Source organism: Brevibacterium linens ATCC 9172 (genome assembly GCF_900169165.1).
Lineage (GTDB): Bacteria > Actinomycetota > Actinomycetes > Actinomycetales > Brevibacteriaceae > Brevibacterium > Brevibacterium linens.
The window spans coordinates 218,758-237,505 of record NZ_FXYY01000003.1; the positions used below are offsets into that span (position 1 = coordinate 218,758).

The following is an 18,748-nucleotide window of genomic DNA, read 5'->3' on the forward strand; positions in this document are numbered from 1 at the left end:
GCGTCCCGGCGAAAGGTTGTGACAGTGGCTCGCAGTGCGGACGGAGCAGACCTGCTCAAATGCAACTTCTGTGGGAAGTCTCAGAAGCAGGTTCGGAAACTCATCGCCGGACCGGGTGTTTACATCTGCGATGAATGCATCGGATTGTGCAATGAGATCATCGAAGAGGAACTCAGCGAATCCAGTCCGGAGCAGGCCGAGCTCGAACTGCCCAAACCCCGCGAAATCTTCGACTTCCTCCAAGAATACGTCGTCGGTCAGGAACCGGCGAAGAAGGCGCTGTCCGTAGCCGTCTACAATCACTACAAGCGCATCCGGTCCTTGCAGTCGGGCGACGAGAAGACCTTGGGCACCAGCGATTCCGACGTCGAGATCGCGAAGTCGAACATTCTGCTCGTCGGACCCACCGGTTCGGGAAAGACCTACCTCGCACAGTCGCTGGCCAAACGTCTCAACGTCCCCTTCGCGGTCGCCGATGCCACCGCGCTGACCGAAGCCGGCTATGTGGGTGAGGACGTCGAGAACATCCTGCTCAAGCTCATCCAGGCCGCGGACTTCGACATCCAGCGTGCCGAGCACGGCATCATCTACATCGACGAGATCGATAAGATCGCCCGCAAGTCGGAGAACCCGTCGATCACCCGTGACGTATCCGGTGAGGGCGTGCAGCAGGCACTGCTGAAGATCCTCGAAGGCACACAGGCCTCGGTTCCGCCGCAGGGCGGACGCAAACACCCGCACCAGGACTTCCTGCAGATCGATACGACGAACGTGCTCTTCATCGTTGCGGGCGCGTTCGCCGGAATGGAAGAGATCGTGGCCGGCCGCAAGGGCAAGCACGGAATCGGCTTCGGCGCCCTTCTGCAGTCGAAGAACGACGAAGAGGACCTCTACGCGGACATCCTCCCGGAAGATCTGCTCAAGTTCGGACTCATCCCCGAATTCATCGGTCGCCTCCCGGTGCTGGCCACCGTGTCGAATCTCGACCGTGCCGCGCTGATGTCGATCCTTACTGAGCCGAAGAACGCACTGGTCAAGCAGTATCAGCGGATGTTCGAGTTCGACAGTGTCTCCCTGACCTTCGAGACCGAGGCGCTCGAGGCCATCGCCGACCTCGCTCTTCTGCGCGGTACCGGTGCGCGCGGACTGCGGTCCATCATGGAAGAGGTCCTGCAGCCGGTCATGTTCGACGTGCCCTCACGCGAGGACATCGCCGAGGTGGTCGTGACCAAGGAGGTCGTCGAATCGAACGTCGCCCCGACCCTTGTGCCGAAGTCACGGAACAGGACGAATAAGAAATCTGCCTGAGTCTCTCACGCATGAGACTCCTGGCTGACACACGTCCGCTGCGGTACGCGTCCTTCCGGCGGCTGTGGACGGCCAATATCGTCACCGTCATCGGTGCGCAGATGACCGTCGTGGCGATTCCCGCACAGATCTTCCACCTCACAGGGTCGTCCGGCTACGTCGGTCTCGCCGGTGCGTTCGGTCTGGTTCCGCTCATCGTCTTCGGGCTGTGGGGCGGATCCTTGGCCGATGTCATCGATCGTCGCAGGCTGCTCGTCATCTCGACCGTCGGGCTGATCGTCACGTCCGCGATACTCGCACTCATCGCAGTGCTCAGCGTCGACAATGTCTGGTTGCTGCTGTCGGTGTTCTCCATGCAGCAGGCATTCTTCGCACTCAACCAGCCGGCGAGGGGCGCCCTGCTGCCCTCGATCATCCCGCTCGATCTGCTGCCCGCGGCGAATTCTCTGAATATGACCGTGATGACGGTGGGCGCCGTCGTCGGCCCTGTCGTCGGCGGAGCGCTGATTCCGCTGTTCGGGTACCAGCTGCTCTACGTCATCGATGCCGTGTTCCTCTTCGCCACGCTCTATGCAGTGGTCCGACTGCCGTCGCTGCTGCCGCAGAAACAGCCCGATACCCGGTCGGGATTCAAAGGGATCGTCGATGGGTTCCGGTATCTGCGGACGAACACCGTCGTCATGGTCTCTCTGCTGGTCGACATCATTGCGATGGTCTTCGGAATGCCGCGGGCACTGTTCCCGCAAATCGCCGTCGAGACCTTCGACGGCCCACCCGAAGGCGGCATCGTGTTCTCGCTGCTCTTCGCCGCCCTGGCCGGCGGCAGCGCCTTGGCCGGGATCTTCTCCGGATGGGTCTCACGCGTGCAGCGTCAGGGGCTCGCCGTCATCGTCGCCATCGTCGTCTGGGGTGCGGCCATGACAGTGTTCGGGCTGTCGCTTGAGCTGGCGGCAGGGTTCTGGCTGACCGCGCTCGTCGTCGCATTGGCTGCGATGGCGGTCGGCGGAGGAGCCGATATCGTGTCCGGTGCTTTTCGGCAGACGATGCTCCAGGAGGCTGCCACCGATGCGATGCGCGGTCGGATGCAGGGCGTGTTCATCGTCGTGGTGGCCGGCGGACCGCGGATCGCGGACGTCCTCCACGGCTCCGTCGCAGCCGTCACCGACACCACGGTCGCCTCGGCGGGCGGCGGCATTGCCGTCATCGTCCTTGTGCTGGTCTGTGCGGCGATCTTCCCGACCTTCCGGAAATACCGGGTCGAACGCGGCGGCCGCGAACACACGGTCCCCACCGCCTGATCTTCTGTCGTGATGTCCGGGCGGCAACACATCTGCCACAGCATCACCCACAGCGTCACCCACCCTGCCAGCGGCAGAACCTCCCGGTACCGTCGTATCCCTCAGCGTTCTCCGCAAAGCACACCGATGCAGCGTGGTGGCATGGCACGACGGGCGAGGGATGCAGCAGACTACTTCGCGAACTCGGGGGAGGGATGCGCGATGAGTAAGCGTGAGTGCAGATGACGACACCCCCGACTCGCTGCCGAAGCAGCAGGTCGAGGGTGCGTGGTCAGGCAGCGGACGGCCGCCTGGCGTGTCAGCTGGTGGCAGCCGAGTAGACGGCGTTCTCCGCGGGCTGGACGACGACGAAGCCGGGACCGTGGAAGGCCAGCTGCACGGACTCACCGGAACCGCGACCGAAGAAGGTGCCGACGCTGACGTCGGTCTTGATCTGCGGGGCCAGTGCTGAGGACCAGCACACAGCGGCCTGCGGGTCGACGAAGGTCGGCTGCTGCGAGCAGTCGAGGACCATGGGCTCGCCCTTGCAGCAGATGGCGGCTGTACCCTGCCCGGCAAGTTCGAGGTTGAACAGTCCCGACCCGCTGACCATGGCACCGACTCCGCCCTTGATGCGCTTGATCTCCCAGTTGAGAGCGTCATCGAAGGCGAGCAGATTCGCGGTGTTGACGGTCAGCGCGTCCTGTGGACCTTCGAGCGCCATCATGAAGATGTTCGACGCCTCCCGGGCGAAGAACACTTCACCGTGTCCCTCGACGCGCATGACATTGCCGCCTTCGCCGGTGGCCGCCTTCTTCATGAACTGGCCGACCGACTTCGACCCCTGGTGGGTGAAGTGGACATCTCCCTGGTAGGCGACCATGGCGCCCTTGGTGGCGATCATCGGAGCGTTCGGCGTGACCACCGAACGCAGCATCTTGTTCGACTGGAGCGTCCATCGCTCCTGGTTCTGGATCTCGGCGTTGCGCTGGGAAAACAGTTCGCTTCTCACGGTTCTGGGAGCCTTTCGTTCAACGAGGACTTCGTGGTGCTTCGGTGGTCGAGAACCATATTACGGGGCAGAGGCCGCAGAACCCCTTCCGCTCGTGTATCCGTTCCGGAACATGCGACGAGCCCCACGGCACTCGCTGCTCCGTCTCTGCGGAGGAACGGGTGCCGTGGGGCTCCGGTGGAGCTGATCGGGACGCGGGCCGAATCGGAGGTCCGGCGCGTCCTCGGCTCAGCTCTGTTCGACGAACTCGATCGCGGCGATGGTGATGTCCTCACCGGCTTCCTCGGTCGTCAGCGACCTGATGCGGCCCGCTGCTCTGAGGTCACCTGCTGCCGCCGTGATCGCGGAGATGACGGAGGCCGGTGCCTGGATGGTCACCGAGGCGACCTCGGTCTTCTGCGAGACCTTGGCCTCGGTCTTCGTGCGGCGGATCTCGGTCAGTGCCGCAGCCACCGCAGCCAGAAGCTCGGGATCGACGGTCGAACCCGGGTGGCTCAGTGCCTCATCGGCAGGCCACTGTGCACGGTGGACCGAACCGGTGCGCCACCAGGACCAGACCTCTTCGGTGACGAACGGTGTGAACGGTGCGAAGAGACGCAGCAGCACGTCCAGGGCCGTAGCCAGGGTGACGTGGGCCGACAGCTGATCGTCGGACCCGACAGAACCGTAGGAGCGATCCTTGACGAGCTCGACATAGTCGTCGGTGAACTCCCAGAAGAAGCTCTCGGTCACCCGCAGAGCGTGAGAGTAGTCGTAGGCGGCCATATGCGTTCCCGCCTGTGCGACGACGTCGGCCAGCTTCGCCAGCAGGGCCCGATCGAGGTCGTGGGTGACGGCCCCGAGCTGACCGATGAGACCGGCGTGCACGCCCTGCGCGAGAGCGAACTTCGACGCATTGAGCAGCTTCATGGCCAGACGGCGTCCGATCTGCATCTGTGTGACGTCATAGGCGGTATCGGCACCGAGCTTCGCACTGGCGGCCCAGTAGCGCACGGCATCCGGACCGAATCCGGGCTTCGCCTCGCCGAGGATGTCCGAGGGCACGACCACATTGCCCTTCGACTTCGACATCTTCTTCCGATCCGGGTCGAGGATCCAGCCCGAGAGTCCGGCGTGTCTCCACGGCGCCGAATCGTTGAGCGAGTTCGCCCGGACGACGGTCGAGAACAGCCAGGTGCGGATGATGTCGTGGCCCTGCGGGCGCAGGTCGAACGGGAAGACCTTGTCGAAGAACTCCTCGTCCCGCGACCAGCCGCCGAGCAGCTGCGGGGTCAGCGACGACGTCGCCCAGGTGTCGAGCACGTCCGGATCGGCGGTGAACCCGCCGGGCACATCGCGCTGGTCTTCCGTGAAGCCGGCAGGAGCCTCGGCGATGGGGTCACAGGGCAGCGATTGAGGAACGATCGGATTCTCGTAATCGGGCTGTCCTTCGGCATCGAGGCGATACCACAGCGGGATCGGGACACCGAAGAATCGCTGCCGGGAGACCAGCCAGTCACCGTTGAGATTCTCCACCCAGTTCTCGTAGCGGGAGCGCATGTACGCCGGGTGCCATTCGATCTCGCGCCCACGAGCAATGAGCGCACCCCGCAGTTCGGCCGAACGACCGCCGTTGCGGATGTACCACTGACGACTGGTGACGACCTCGAGCGGCTTATCGCCCTTCTCGTAGAACGGGACCGGATGCGTGATCGGCTCGATCTCACCGATGAGGTCACCGGAGTCGATGAGCATCTGCGCAATGTCCTTGCGGGCGGAGAAGGTGGTCTTTCCGGCCAGAGCCTCATAGTTGGCCACAGCATCGGACTTCGGCGAGCTCGCGATCCACTCGGGCACCTCGAGGTTGAGGCGGCCGCCGCGGTTGATGACCGCGCGGGTCGGCAGATCCAGCTCTCGCCACCAGGTCACGTCGGTGAGATCGCCGAAGGTGCAGACCATGGCGATGCCCGTGCCCTTATCGGACTTCGCGAGTTCATGGGCACGGATCTCGACGCTGACGCCGAAGAGCGGTGAGACGACATTGGTGCCGAACAGCGAGGCATAGCGTTCGTCGTCGGGGTGGGCGACGAGCGCCACGACAGCGGGAATCAGCTCCGGGCGGGAGGTGAGGATGATGATCGGCTCCGCCGTGGTGTCGGCCAGGCCGTCGGCGCCTTCGGGGAAGAACTTCACCTTGTGATAGGCGCCCTCGCGTTCTCGATCTTCGAGTTCGGCCTGAGCGACAGCGGTGCCGAAGGTCACGTCCCACATCGTCGGGGCATCCTGCGAATAGGCATGGCCGTTCTGCAGGTCGGTGAGGAAGGCCCGCTGGCTCACCGCACGCGAATCGTCGTCGATCGTGCGGTACGTGAACTTCCAATCCACCGACAGACCGGTGGAGCGGAAGAGGTCCTCGAACACCTTCTCGTCCTCGGCCGAGAGCTGCTCGCACAGCTCGATGAAGTTCTGGCGCGAGACCTTGACGAAGTCGCGCGAATTCTTCGGTGCCTTCTCCGGCGGCTGGAAGTCCGGGTCGTAATGCCGACTGGGGTCGCAGGTGACTCCGTAGTAGTTCTGCACCCGCCGTTCGGTCGGCAGGCCATTGTCATCCCATCCCAGCGGATAGAACACGTTCTTGCCGGTCATCCGCTGATAGCGGGCGATGATGTCGGTCTGCGTGTATGAGAACACGTGACCGACGTGCAGCGACCCCGAGGCGGTCGGCGGGGGAGTGTCGATCGAGTAGACCTGCTCGCGATCGGTGTCGACGTCGAAGGCGTAGACGTTCTGCTCGCTCCACGCGGCGTCCCATTTGTCCCGCAGGCCCTCGAGGGCCGGCTTGTCAGGCAGGTTCACTGACTCGTGCGTCGAGTCCGAAAAGGCAGGTGTGTTCATAATTGCTGATTTTCTCACCCGGTTCGCGATCGGCCAAACCGGTTCGCGCCTGCAGCCGGGCGAAGCCTCACCGGAACACATGCGCGGCACTCGCGCCTCCCCAGGGGCTCGGTCGACGGCAGGGGAGAGCTCACACCCTGAAAGCGCAGTGAGTCGGCTGCGCCGCGGGCAATGACATCATGGATGCATGGCGCCCCTGGACCGAATTCCGACAGAGAATCCGCCGCCCACGTCGACCGCGTGGATGAATCCGGCACGTGCGATCGCGATCATCGCCGTCGTGGCCATCCATTCCCTGGGAACCGTCGTCGAAGAGAACTTCGCGGGATTGGGTCCCGATTGGTGGCTGGCCAACGCCGTCGACTCCGCCTGCCGGTGGTCGGTGCCGGTGTTCATCATGATCTCCGGCGCGTTGGCCCTCGACCCCGACCGGGGCGGCAAGCCGCGCACCTTCCTGTCCAAGCGGGTCCGGCGGATCGGCATCCCCCTCGTGTTCTGGACGATCGTCTATGTTCTGTTCCGCCGCTTCTACCTCCAACCTGATGACCAGGCGTGGAACCCGGGCATCGCGATCCTCACCGGTTCACCCTTCGTCCAGCTCTATTTCCTCTACGTCCTCGCCGGACTGACCCTGCTCACCCCGTTCTTCCGACTGCTGAGCGTCCACGGCTCCCGCCGTCTGCAGTGGGGGACCGGGCTGATCTTCCTCGGCATCGGCATGACCGACCAGTGGGTGTCGATGATCTTCGATGTCGGCGAAGCCAATATCGCCACTCGGTTCCTGCCGATGGCCGGTTTCTACATCCTCGGGTGGGTGCTGCGCGATATCGTCCTCTCCGCCAGGGGCGCCGTCGTGGCCTGGGCGAGCTTCATCATCGCGTCCGCCGCAACCGCAGTCTGGGCCGGCCTGGGGCCGGGGGAGAAGCCGTGGATGTTCCCCTACGAATATCTCGCCCCCGGAGTCGTCGTCGCCTCCATCGCTGCGTACCTCCTTCTGCATTTCCATATGCGCGAAGGATTCGGACTGCTGCACCGGTTCTACCCGTATTCCTTCGGAGTGTTCCTCCTCCATCCGCTCCTGCTCTACCCGGTGCGCAACGCCATGGGCCTGCCGAACACCGTGCCGGGAGTCCTCCTCCACGCCGTGATCATGCCGATCGCCTACGCGCTCGTCTGCGCCGCGATCACCTGGCTGGCCGTGAAGATCCCGGGTGTCCGCGCCGTCTTCGGCGAGGGCGGCCCGCGCAATTCGCACTCCCGACCGAGCACGCCGACGAACCCTGTCCCACCCGACTCACCCGATCCTGCCCGGAGCCGACCGAATGACAGCGATCCCGACTCAGAAGACACCGCTGCCGGCCGAGAGCCGACTCCGTAGACTGAGAAGCGGACAGGAGATCCCGCGACCGGAATCCCGACTCATGACCCACCGACAGACCCGACAGAGGAGAACTCAGATGGAAACTCTCAGAGCAGTCGTCACAGGAGCCAGTTCCGGAATCGGTGCCGCCGCGGTCAGACAGCTGCGAGACCAGGGCTGGGACGTCGTGGCGGTAGCCCGCCGTGAGGACAAGCTCAAGGCCCTCGCCGAGGAGACCGGAGCCGACTACATCGTCGCCGACCTCACCGATGACGCCGCCGTGGCGTCCATGGCCGAGCAGGTGCTCGCCGGGGGAGGCGTCCATTCCCTCGTCGCCAATGCCGGGGCCGCCTTCGGAACGGACACCGTCGCCGAGGCGTCGGTCGACGGGTGGCGGGACATGTTCGATATCAACGTCCTCGGTGTCCTGCGCGTCGTCAAGGCTCTGCTTCCGGCTCTCATCGACTCCGGCCGCGGAGACATCGTGGTCATGTCCTCGACCGCAGGTCATCAGGCCTATGAAGGCGGTGGAGGCTATGTCGCTGCGAAGCACGGCACCCACTCCGTTGCGGCGACCCTGCGCCTCGAACTCGCCGGCGAACCCGTGCGCGTCATCGAGATCGCCCCGGGAATGGTCGCCACCGATGAGTTCACCTACAAACGGGTCGGCGGTGACGAAGCGAAAGCCGCGAAGGTCTATGAAGGAGTCGAGAATCCGCTCACCGCGGACGACGTCGCCGATGCCATCGTGTACACGCTCACCCGGCCTCACCACTTCAACGTCGATCTCATGGTCATCCGGCCCATCGCACAAGCCGCTCAGCACAAGGTCGCCCGCAACCGCGGACTGTGAGTGCTCACGGCTGCTGCCCGCGGCCGCCTCGGGGATGGGTTTCGGCTGAACCCGCCGGGTGGTCTCGGGCGGCGTCGACGGTATACGATTGTCTTGTGTCGATCCGGCCATCACCGGGGAGCATCCGGAAGAACGGAACGAGCGTCCTGATCGCTGCGTTCTCAGTAGAACCGGACGGGTGGACCCGTCATCGTCTGAGTCAATGAGCGATCCGCGGATCGACCCGAACCGGTCGGAGCGCGGATAAGCGAGGTGGTACCGCGGCAGACTGTCGTCCTCGTGACAGTGACCGCAGTGACCCCGAAGGACGCTCATGACCCAGCCTCTCTATCCCAAGGTTTCGACCTCGACGTTCGGACTCTCCAGCTCCCCGAACTTCCCTGCCATCGAAGACGCCGTGCTGCGCTATTGGCAGGAGGACGACACCTTCAAGGCATCGATCGCCCAGCGCGACGCCGGTGTCAACGGCGAGAACGAATTCGTCTTCTACGACGGACCTCCCTTCGCCAACGGTCTGCCGCACTACGGTCACCTGCTCACCGGATACGTCAAAGACGTCGTCCCGCGCTTCCAGACGATGCGGGGCAAGAAAGTCGACCGTCGGTTCGGCTGGGACACCCACGGTCTGCCGGCCGAGCTCGAAGCCGAACGTCAGCTGGGCATCACCGATAAGTCCGAGATCGGCCGCATGGGTCTGGCCGCCTTCAACGACGCCTGCCGCTCCTCGGTGCTGCGCTACACCCAGGAATGGGAAGAGTACGTGACCCGTCAGGGTCGGTGGGTCGATTTCGACAACGACTACAAGACGCTCAATGTCGAATACATGGAAAGCGTCATCTGGGCGTTCAAACAGCTGTGGGACAAGGGCCTCGTCTACGAGGGCTATCGCGTGCTTCCCTACTGCTGGAAGGACGAGACGCCGCTGTCGAACCACGAGCTGCGCATGGACGACGACGTGTACAAGATGCGTCAGGATCCGGCCGTGACCATCGGATACAAGCTCAAGGACTCCGACGAATGGGTCCTCATCTGGACCACGACGCCATGGACCGTTCCGTCGAATCAGGCAGTGGCCGTCAATCCGGAGATCCCGCTCGTCGCGGTCGTGCCCGGAGAAGACGGAGCAGAGGACCTCCAGGGCAAGACGCTCATCCTCGCTGAGGCGCGCCTCGGCGCCTATGCCCGTGAGCTCGGTGCCGAACCCCAGGTTCTGCGCACCTTCCCCGGCAGCGAACTCGTCGGCGCCGCCTACGAACCTGCTTTCCCCTACTTCGAGGGCCGGCAGGACGAATTCGGCGAGAAGATGCATACGATCCTTGCTGCGGACTTCGTCACCGTCGACGACGGCACCGGAATCGTCCACCAGTCGCCGGCCTTCGGTGAAGAGGACAAAGAGCTCACCGACTCCTACGGAATCACCGCCGCTCGTCCGGTTGACGACGCCGGTCGCTTCGACACGACCGTCGCTGACTACGCCGGGCAGCAGGTCTTCGACGCGAACAAGGCGATCATCAAGGACCTGCGCAACCACACCGGGCCGATGGAATCGCGGAATGCGCTGTTGGTCCGCCACGAGTCCTATGAGCACTCCTACCCGCACTGCTGGCGCTGCCGGAACCCGCTGATCTACCGTGCCGTGTCGTCCTGGTTCGTCCGCGTCACCGAGTTCAAGGACCGCATGGTCGAACTCAACGAACAGATCAACTGGGTGCCCGACAACGTCAAGCACGGACAGTTCGGCAAATGGCTCGAAAACGCCCGCGACTGGTCGATCTCGCGCAACCGCTTCTGGGGTTCGCCGATCCCCGTGTGGATCTCCTCCGACCCGGCCTACCCACGCACCGACGTCTACGGATCTCTGGCCGAGATCGAAGCGGACTTCGGCCGACTGCCGCGCAACGATTCCGGCGAGGTCGACCTTCACCGCCCGTGGGTCGACGACCTCACCCGCCCGAACCCGGACGACCCCACGGGCAAGTCTGTGATGCAGCGCATCCCGGAGATCTTCGACGTGTGGTTCGACTCCGGATCGATGAGCTACGCCCAGGTGCACTACCCGTTCGAGAACTCCGAATGGTTCGACAACCATTTCCCGGCCGACTTCATCGTCGAATACGTGGGGCAGACGCGCGGCTGGTTCTACCTGCTGCACGTGCTGGCCACAGCGATCTTCGACCGTCCCGCATTCACGAACTGCATCTCCCACGGCATCGTCTTGGGCTCCGACGGGCAGAAGATGTCGAAGTCTCTGCGCAACTACCCCGATGTCAACGAAGTCTTCAATCGCGACGGCTCGGATGCCATGCGCTGGTTCCTCATGGCCTCGTCGATCCTGCGCGGCGGCAATCTCGTCGTCACCGAGCAGGGCATCCGCGACGGTGTCCGCCAGGTCGTGCTGCCGCTGTGGAACACGTGGCAGTTCTTCGCCACCTACTCCAACGCCGCCGACGGCCCAGCGGGGGAGAAGACCGGCTACCAGGCGCAGACGCGCTATGACTCCAGCCAGGTCCTCGACCGGTATCTGCTGGCCAAGACGCACGACCTCATCACCGAATTCGCCGAGGCGATGGACGGCCTGGACATCTGGGCGGCATGCGAACTCGTCCGCAGCTACCTCGACATGCTCACGAACTGGTATGTGCGCCGTTCGCGCCGCCGGTTCTGGGACGGCGGTGCCGACACGCATGAGTCCTTCGACGTGTTCTACACCTGCCTGGAGGCATTCTGCCGGGTCGCTGCACCCCTGCTGCCGTTCACGGTCGAAGAGATCTACCGCGGACTGACCGGTCAGCGGTCGGTGCACTTGGCCGACTATCCCGACGCCGATGTCTTCCCCGCCGACGCCGACCTCGTCGCGGCCATGGATCTCACCCGCGATATCTGCTCAACGGCCTCCTCGGTGCGCAAGGCCAATCAGCTGCGCGTGCGCCTGCCGCTGTCGCAGCTGACCGTCGCCACTGACTCGGACCTGAACTCCGACTTCACCGAGATCATCGCCGATGAGCTCAATGTGCGCACCGTCGAGGTCCTCGACGTCGCCGAGGCGGAAGCCGCCGGATTCTCCCTGTCGCAGAATCTCGTCGTCAACGCCCGTGCCGCCGGTCCCCGTCTGGGCAAGCAGGTCCAGCAGGTCATCAGGGCCTCGAAGACCGGCGATTGGTCCGTTGCCGACGGCACCGTGGTCAGCGGCGGAATCGAACTCGTCGACGGCGAGTACACCCTCGAATCCGTCGCCGAATCCGGCACCGAAGGCATGGAACTCGCAGCTCTCGACTCCGGCTTCCTCGCCCTCGACACCCGGGTCACCCCGGAGCTCGAGGCCGAAGGCATGGCCCGGGACGCCGTGCGTGCCATCCAGGGCATCCGCAAGCAGCTCGACCTCGACATCTCCGACCGGATCGCCGTCACCGTCGAAGCGGGCTCCGAGGCGGTCGCCGCCCTCGAACCCCACGCGGACCTCATCGCCGGTGAGACACTGACGACTTCGCTGACCTTCGGTCCGGTCGAGTCCGACGCCGAGGCCTTCACCCCGGAGGAGCTGCCCGGCGGCACCCGTCTGGCGGTGAAGCGCGCATGAGCGACGACGACACCTCAGCCGAGGATCCGCTGGCTGCAGCCGAGGAGCTGCTGGCCGCTGTCGAAGGTCCGCAGTACGGGGACGAAACGGATCCGGAACCTCTGCCCGAACCGGTCGTCGATGAGGCCACTCGCGCGGAACTCGCCCGGGTCTACGCTCTGCTGTTGGCCCGGGCGGGGGAGACCCAGGTCGAACTTCGCCTCGACGCGACCCGGCGGGCGTGTGAGATCCTCGGCGATATCCACACCGCGGCCCCGACGATCACGATCACGGGAACCAACGGGAAGACCTCGACGGCGCGGATGATCGATTCGCTCATCACCGCCCACGAACTCCGCGTCGGCCGGTTCACCAGCCCTCACCTGCATTCGGTGACGGAACGGATCTCCGTGGACGGTGCCCCCGTGTCTGTTCACACCTTCGTGCGCATCTACGACGAGATCGCCCCGTATCTCGAGATCGTCGATGCTCAGCTCGAGGCCGAAGGCCGTGCGAGGCTGACCTACTTCGAAGCGCTGACCGTGCTGGCCTTCGCCGTCTTCGCCGATGCCCCCGTGGATGTCGTCGTCACCGAGGTCGGCATGGGCGGAGCCTGGGATTCGACGAACGTCGCCGATGCTCAGGTATGCGTCTTCACGAAGATCGGACTCGACCATCAGGCGTTCCTCGGCGACACCATCGAGGAGATCGCCGCAACCAAGGCCGGCATCCTCGATCGCAGCGTCGCAGACGGCCCGGCCCCGGACCCCATCGCCGTGTCTGCCGTCCAGGACGAATCCGCCCAGGCCGTCCTCGATGAGGAGGCCGCCCGTCGCGGGGTTCCGTTGGTCACCGAGGACCGGGACTTCCGCCTCCTCGAGCGGCAGCGAGCCGTCGACGGTCAGCTCATCACCGTGCAGGGCCGCAGGGACGTCTACTCCGACCTGTTCCTGCCCCTGCACGGAGTCCACCAGGCCCATAACGCCGCCGTTGCGATCGTCGCGGCCGAAGCCTTCCTCGGCGCCGAAGACAAGCCGCTCGACCCGGTCACCGTGGCCGAGGGGCTGGCCCGGGTGACCTCACCGGGCCGTGCCGAACTCGTGCGCACCGGGCCCAGCGTCGTCGTCGACGGCGCCCACAACCCGGATGCCGCGCATGTGCTCGCCGAGACCCTCACCGAGGCGTTCGACTTCGACTACGTCGTCATGGTGCTGGCGATGCTGGCCGACAAGGACAGCGACGGTGTCATCGAAGAGCTTCACCGCAGCGCCGATGTGTTCGTCGTCAGTGAGAATCTCAACTCCCGTTCGCTGCCGGCAGGCGACCTCGCCGAGGCGGTCAGGGAATGGGTCGACGAGGATTCCGTCATCGTCGCCGCCGATCTCAATGCCGCCCTGATGAAGGCCATCGACCTGGCCAACAGCGTCGATGCGAAGAGCCCGGGGATCGTCGTCACCGGTTCCATCTACACCGTGGCCGAGGCTCGTGTGCTCCTCGGACGAGGGGAGGAGCAGTGAAATCGAAGTACCCCGTCCTGTGCGGATCGATCCTCATCTGCGAACTCGTCGTCGTCTACTTCGCCGTGCTCACGACATTCGGCCTGTCGGTGAAGTCTGCGCAGACCCTGACCCTGGCTCAGCTGCTCATCGGAGCCTCGATCGTCGCCGTGCTGGCGATCATCGCCGTCATCCTGCTCCCCCGGCGGATCGGTGAGAGACGCCCCGGCGTGATCATCGGCTGGGTCGTCCAGGGACTGCTGTTGGCCTCCGGCTTCGTGCTCACCTCGATGTTCTTCGTCGCAGCGCTGTTCATCGCACTGTGGGCGGTGGCCGTCTACTGGTCGGCGCGCATCGATCGTGAGGTCGCCGCGCGCGACTGAACCTCTTCATCGCCGGGGCGAGCACCGCCGGGGCGCCCGGGTAGACTGTGCACCGACGTCCACACGCAATCGGAAGGACCGGAATGGAACGTACGCTCATCCTCATCAAGCCCGACGGAGTCGCTCGCGGTCTCGTCGGACAGATCGTGACCCGAATCGAAGCCAAGGGCTATGCGATCGACGCCTTGGATCTCCGTTCGGCCACTGCCGCCGAACTGGCAGCACACTATGCCGAGCACGAAGGCAAGCCCTTCTACCAGCCGCTCGTCGACTTCATGTCCGAGGGCCCGATCGTCTCGATCATCGCCTCCGGACAGGGCGTCATCCCCGGCTTCCGGTCGCTGGCGGGCGCCACCGACCCGACGGCTGCGGCTCCCGGCACGATCCGCGGCGACCTCGGCCGCGACTGGGGTGAGAAGGTGCAGAAGAATCTCGTCCATGGATCAGATTCCACCGAATCGGCCGAACGCGAGATCGGGATCTGGTACCCGGCCGAAGTCTGACGGTTCGCAGCACATCGCACACGGCCGCAGTCCGGCCCGCACCGGTCGGATGCGGTGAGGGCGCCCCACCACTTGGTGGGGCGCCTTCGCTGATTCCGCAGCTCGAGAACAGGACGGCGACTGCCGGCTCGGATCACGATCACGTTCGCGGTATCAGAGCAGATTGGAGAAGAACGCCCAGAACTGCACGACGATGCACGCGAAGATGATGAGCATCCACAGCACGGACAGGGCGATGTTCTCCTTGGCCAGAACTCTCAGCACGGCATTGTCGGCGGCTCGACGGCCGAAGGCTCCGGTGAGCAGATTGCGGGCGGTGACGGCCATGAACATCGGAATCGTCACGGTCCACACGATGATGCACCACGGGCAGCCGACGCCGATCTTGTAGATCGAGATGTAGAACAGGAACATCACCAACGCGACGCCGCAGGCCAAACCGATGTTCAGGCCGACCATCACCCAACGGGGCAGGCGGGTTCCGGACAGGATGAGCACACCGAGCAGCAACGGGAAGACGAAGGCCGCGATGCCCATGAGCTGATTGGGAAAGCCCAGGAGCTCTGCTTCGGCGTGCTCCATGACCGAACCGCAGGAGAAGAACGGGTTGAGATCGCAGGAGAGCACGACGTTCGGATTCGCCAGCTTCTCGTACTTCTCCGCCGACAGAGAGAACGAGGCGAGGAAGCCGATGACGGAGGCGACGATGAGGAAGATCCCGAACGGTGCCGATCTGAGCACCCACGACGAGGCGGTATCGGCGGTTTCGAGGTCATCGGAGCGAGTCAGTGTTGTGTTCACTCCTCAAGAATGCCTGGCCGCGTCCCGCGCGGCAAACCCCGCACCACATGAAACCCCAGAGACAAGGCACTTCTGTGACATAATGGGGAGACGGATACCTGTTCTCACACCGAACAGGAGAAGTGCCTCCACCGAGTCGAGGGTACGACCTCGCAGGTCGACAACAAGATGAGGCAGCACGGAAGGCCTACGCGCTGAGCGCGAGCCTGATGTGCCATCCACAGGTTTCGGTCCATTGCGGACCATGCAAGGATCCGAAGATCCGTACGGTGTGGACGGCGTCTTCGGACTGGGAGATACGATGAACGATACCGACGGTACAGAGTCGACAGATCCGACCGAAAGCATTCTCGCGGACCTCGCGAATCTGCAGCAGACGGTCAGTGCCAAGAACGCCGAGCACGAGGATGTCGACGACACCGTGCGCGCACGCCTCGATGACATCGCCGAGGCGGCCGAATCGCTGCGCATCGGCGATGCCGACGACGCCGATGAGGACGAGCCCGCCCCCCGCCGAGGCAGCCCGAAGTCAGCACGTGACGCGGTGGCCAATCGGGGGCTCGTCTTCGAGGAATTCGTCCGAGGTGACTCGGACGACGACAGCGACGACGATTCCGATCACGATTCCGATGACAGCGCAGGCTTTGACAACGGGAACTCCGACCGCGCACCGGAGACTGCCCAGGCGGCGCCGAGCTTCGACCCGCGCAATCCCTTCGCGGCACCTGCGCCGCCGGCTGCCGCACCCGAACCCCGCACCCCCCCTGCGGCACCCTACGACGGCGGTCTGATCTTCCAGGTGCCGAAGGCCGAACACGCTGAGGTCATCACGATCGAGGACGACTCCGACGACTGGGACGATTCCCGCGACTCCGATGACGACTCCTCGTCCCCACAGGAGAACAGGCAGAACGACAACGATGAGGACGAGTCCGCAGCCGGACCGCGCAGGCGCCGAGGCGGGCGCGGACGTCGTTCGCGCAATCGCGATGACTCACACGACGATTCCGCGGACTCCGCCGACGACGCGAAGGACTCCGCGGACGAGACCTCGGATGCCGCCGACGGGCAGAGTTCGAAGTCGTCGAAGCGAGGAGCACGGTCGAACAGACGCGGTTCGAAGCAGAGCTCCGATGCGGACGACGATGACTCGCCGTCGAAGTCGGATCACAAGGACTCCGACCACAAGGACTCCGACGATTCCCATTCGGACGACGACGACGATGACTCCGACTCCGGTTCACGCCGGCGCCGCCGTCGTCGCTCCCGCACACGCAGCACCGACCGCGACGAGGTCACCTCGCTCAAGGGATCGACCCGGCTCGAGGCCAAGCGCCAGCGGCGCAAGGAAGGACGCGAAGCCGGACGTCGTCGTCCCATCATCACCGAGGCCGAGTTCCTCGCCCGGCGTGAGTCCGTCGACCGCACCATGCTGGTGCGGGAGAACGGCGACCAGACACAGCTCGTCGTCGTCGAAGACGGGATCGCGGTCGAGCACTACCTCAAGGAGAACCGGCAACAGTCATCGCTGATCGGCAACGTCTACCTGGGCAAGGTGCAGAACGTGCTGCCGAGCATGGAAGCGGCTTTCATCGACATCGGCAAGGGCCGCAACGCCGTGCTCTATGCCGGCGAAGTCAACTGGGACGCACTCGGCATGGACGGCAAGGCCCGCCGCATCGAAACCGCGCTGAGTCCCGGTGATGCCGTGCTCGTGCAGGTGACGAAGGATCCGGTCGGGCACAAGGGCGCCCGACTGACCGGTCAGATCTCACTGCCCGGGCGCTTCCTCGTCTACGTGCCCGGCAACTCGATGACGGGAATCTCACGGAAGCTGCCCGACAATGAGCGGGCACGCCTGAAGAAGCTGCTCAAACAGCTCGTCGGCGATGCGAACGGCGTCATCGTGCGCACCGCCGCCGAAGGCGCCACGGACACCGATCTCTCACGTGACGTCGATCGTCTCGCCAAGCGGTGGGAGACGATCGAGAAGAAGTCGAAGTCGACGAAGGTGCTGGCGCCGCAGCTGCTCTACAGTGAGCCCGACATGATCGTGCGCATCATCCGAGACGTCTTCAACGAGGACTTCAGCTCGCTCGTCATCGACGGCGACAGTGCATGGAACACGATCCACGAATACGTCGAATCGGTGGCCCCGGACCTGCTCGAACGCGTCCACAGCTACAACGAGGACGAGGACATCTTCGACCACTACCGGATCGAAGAGCAGATCCAGAAGGCGCTCCAGCGGACGGTCAGTCTGCCCTCGGGAGGGTCGCTCGTCATCGACCGCACAGAAGCGATGACGGTCGTCGACGTCAACACCGGCAAATTCACCGGTTCCGGAGGCAATCTCGAAGAGACGGTGACCCGCAACAACCTCGAAGCCGCCGAGGAGGTCATTCGACAGGTCCGTCTGCGTGACATCGGCGGCATCATCGTCGTCGACTTCATCGACATGGTGCTCGAATCCAACCGAGATCTCGTGGTCCGCCGGCTCGTCGAGTGTCTCGGTCGCGACCGGACGAAGCATCAGGTCGCCGAGGTGACATCGCTGGGTCTCGTGCAGATGACGCGCAAGCGCATCGGCACCGGACTCGCCGAATCCCTGGTCAGCGCCGGTGAGGACCTCACCGGTCGGGGACTGCTGCTGCCCGGATCGGAAGAAGACGGCTCGAAGGCTCACCGCGGCAACCGGTCCAACCACGACAACCGTCGTGATCGGAAGCGTCGGAGCGACTCGGGTTCGAAGACCAAACACGGCGAGTCCGAGTCGACCGAGGAGACCGTGTCATCGGATGCGTCCCGGTCGGCCGTCGCCGCGATCGCGAAGGCCACCCTGAAGAAGGACGACACCGAAGCGACCGAGTCGACGTCGTCCGATGCTTCGTCTCAGTCTGCCGACTCTTCGAGCAGCCACGAGAGCGGCAAGTCCCGCTCGCGTTCACGCAACGGTCGCCGCCGGTCCCGTTCGGACCGCAACGACGATTCACAGTCGGAGAAGACCGACGAGAAGTCGAACGCAGAGAAGTCGAGCAGCGACGAACAGGCGCCGGCTGCCGAACGGAAGCCTGCGGCCGATACGAAACCGGCCGCTGAAGAGCCGCAGGACCTGCCGCTGATGATCGGCGCGGACAGTGAGACGAAGGTCGCTGCCGCGGCACCGGTCAAGAGCGCTCCGGCGAAGAAGAGCGAACCGGTGAAGAAGTCCCCTGCCCCCAAGCAGGAACAGCTGCCGACGTCGTTCGTCATCATCGGTCAGGACTGACACCTGTCGTTCGCTGAAACGGCAAACGCCCCGTCGACGTCATCCGTCGACGGGGCG

Annotated in this window: 12 protein-coding genes; 9 read left to right on the forward strand and 3 right to left on the reverse strand. The window is 64.6% G+C overall.

Annotated features, from left to right (window positions below):
• Positions 1-24 precede the first annotated feature (24 nt).
• Both clpX and BLIN9172_RS04165 read left to right on the forward strand, forming a co-directional pair.
• The gene (gene clpX / locus BLIN9172_RS04160) at positions 25-1,308 is read left to right on the forward strand and encodes an ATP-dependent Clp protease ATP-binding subunit ClpX (protein WP_025776808.1); all 1,284 of its coding nucleotides are present in this window, start codon (positions 25-27) and stop codon (positions 1,306-1,308) included.
• 11 nt (positions 1,309-1,319) lie between these two features.
• Positions 1,320-2,606: an MFS transporter gene (locus tag BLIN9172_RS04165; protein WP_101553958.1), complete on the forward strand. Its 1,287-nt coding sequence runs from the start codon at positions 1,320-1,322 to the stop codon at positions 2,604-2,606.
• A gap of 298 nt (positions 2,607-2,904) precedes the next feature.
• On the opposite strand, the gene BLIN9172_RS04170 is transcribed toward BLIN9172_RS04165, so the two are convergent.
• The gene (locus tag BLIN9172_RS04170) at positions 2,905-3,597 is read right to left on the reverse strand and encodes an AIM24 family protein (protein ID WP_101553959.1); all 693 of its coding nucleotides are present in this window, start codon (positions 3,595-3,597) and stop codon (positions 2,905-2,907) included.
• A 228-nt stretch (positions 3,598-3,825) separates the two neighbouring features.
• Positions 3,826-6,471, reverse strand: coding sequence for a valine--tRNA ligase (valS, locus tag BLIN9172_RS04175; protein WP_101553960.1), 2,646 nt, complete (start codon positions 6,469-6,471; stop codon positions 3,826-3,828).
• A 244-nt stretch (positions 6,472-6,715) separates the two neighbouring features.
• Between valS and BLIN9172_RS04180 the strand changes: the two genes are divergently transcribed.
• The 6 genes from BLIN9172_RS04180 to ndk all read left to right on the forward strand — a co-directional run bounded on the left by BLIN9172_RS04180 (position 6,716) and on the right by ndk (position 14,622).
• Complete coding sequence (locus BLIN9172_RS04180; RefSeq protein WP_257904152.1) at positions 6,716-7,849, forward strand: acyltransferase; 1,134 nt, start codon at positions 6,716-6,718, stop codon at positions 7,847-7,849.
• Between the two features lie 79 nt (positions 7,850-7,928).
• On the forward strand, positions 7,929-8,684 hold the full coding sequence (locus tag BLIN9172_RS04185; protein WP_101553962.1) for an SDR family oxidoreductase: 756 nt from the start codon (positions 7,929-7,931) through the stop codon (positions 8,682-8,684).
• A 313-nt stretch (positions 8,685-8,997) separates the two neighbouring features.
• Positions 8,998-12,261, forward strand: a complete 3,264-nt coding sequence (ileS, locus tag BLIN9172_RS04190) for an isoleucine--tRNA ligase (RefSeq protein WP_101553963.1) — start codon at positions 8,998-9,000, stop codon at positions 12,259-12,261.
• The gene (locus BLIN9172_RS04195; RefSeq protein ID WP_101553964.1) at positions 12,258-13,757 is read left to right on the forward strand and encodes a bifunctional folylpolyglutamate synthase/dihydrofolate synthase; all 1,500 of its coding nucleotides are present in this window, start codon (positions 12,258-12,260) and stop codon (positions 13,755-13,757) included. Before ileS ends, BLIN9172_RS04195 begins: the two co-directional genes overlap by 4 nt.
• Complete coding sequence (locus tag BLIN9172_RS04200) at positions 13,754-14,119, forward strand: DUF4233 domain-containing protein (protein ID WP_101553965.1); 366 nt, start codon at positions 13,754-13,756, stop codon at positions 14,117-14,119. The genes BLIN9172_RS04195 and BLIN9172_RS04200 overlap by 4 nt, the downstream gene beginning before the upstream one ends.
• Positions 14,120-14,202: 83 nt before the next feature.
• Positions 14,203-14,622, forward strand: coding sequence for a nucleoside-diphosphate kinase (gene ndk / locus BLIN9172_RS04205; RefSeq protein ID WP_101553966.1), 420 nt, complete (start codon positions 14,203-14,205; stop codon positions 14,620-14,622).
• Positions 14,623-14,775: 153 nt separating this feature from the next.
• Here ndk and BLIN9172_RS04210 read toward each other — a convergent pair whose 3' ends face one another.
• Positions 14,776-15,423 (reverse strand): vitamin K epoxide reductase family protein, encoded by a 648-nt coding sequence (locus BLIN9172_RS04210; protein ID WP_101553967.1) that lies wholly within the window; start codon positions 15,421-15,423, stop codon positions 14,776-14,778.
• Positions 15,424-15,724: 301 nt separating this feature from the next.
• Here BLIN9172_RS04210 and BLIN9172_RS04215 point away from each other — a divergent pair, with 301 nt between their 5' ends.
• Positions 15,725-18,691, forward strand: a complete 2,967-nt coding sequence (locus tag BLIN9172_RS04215) for an Rne/Rng family ribonuclease (RefSeq protein ID WP_240811976.1) — start codon at positions 15,725-15,727, stop codon at positions 18,689-18,691.
• Positions 18,692-18,748 lie beyond the last annotated feature (57 nt).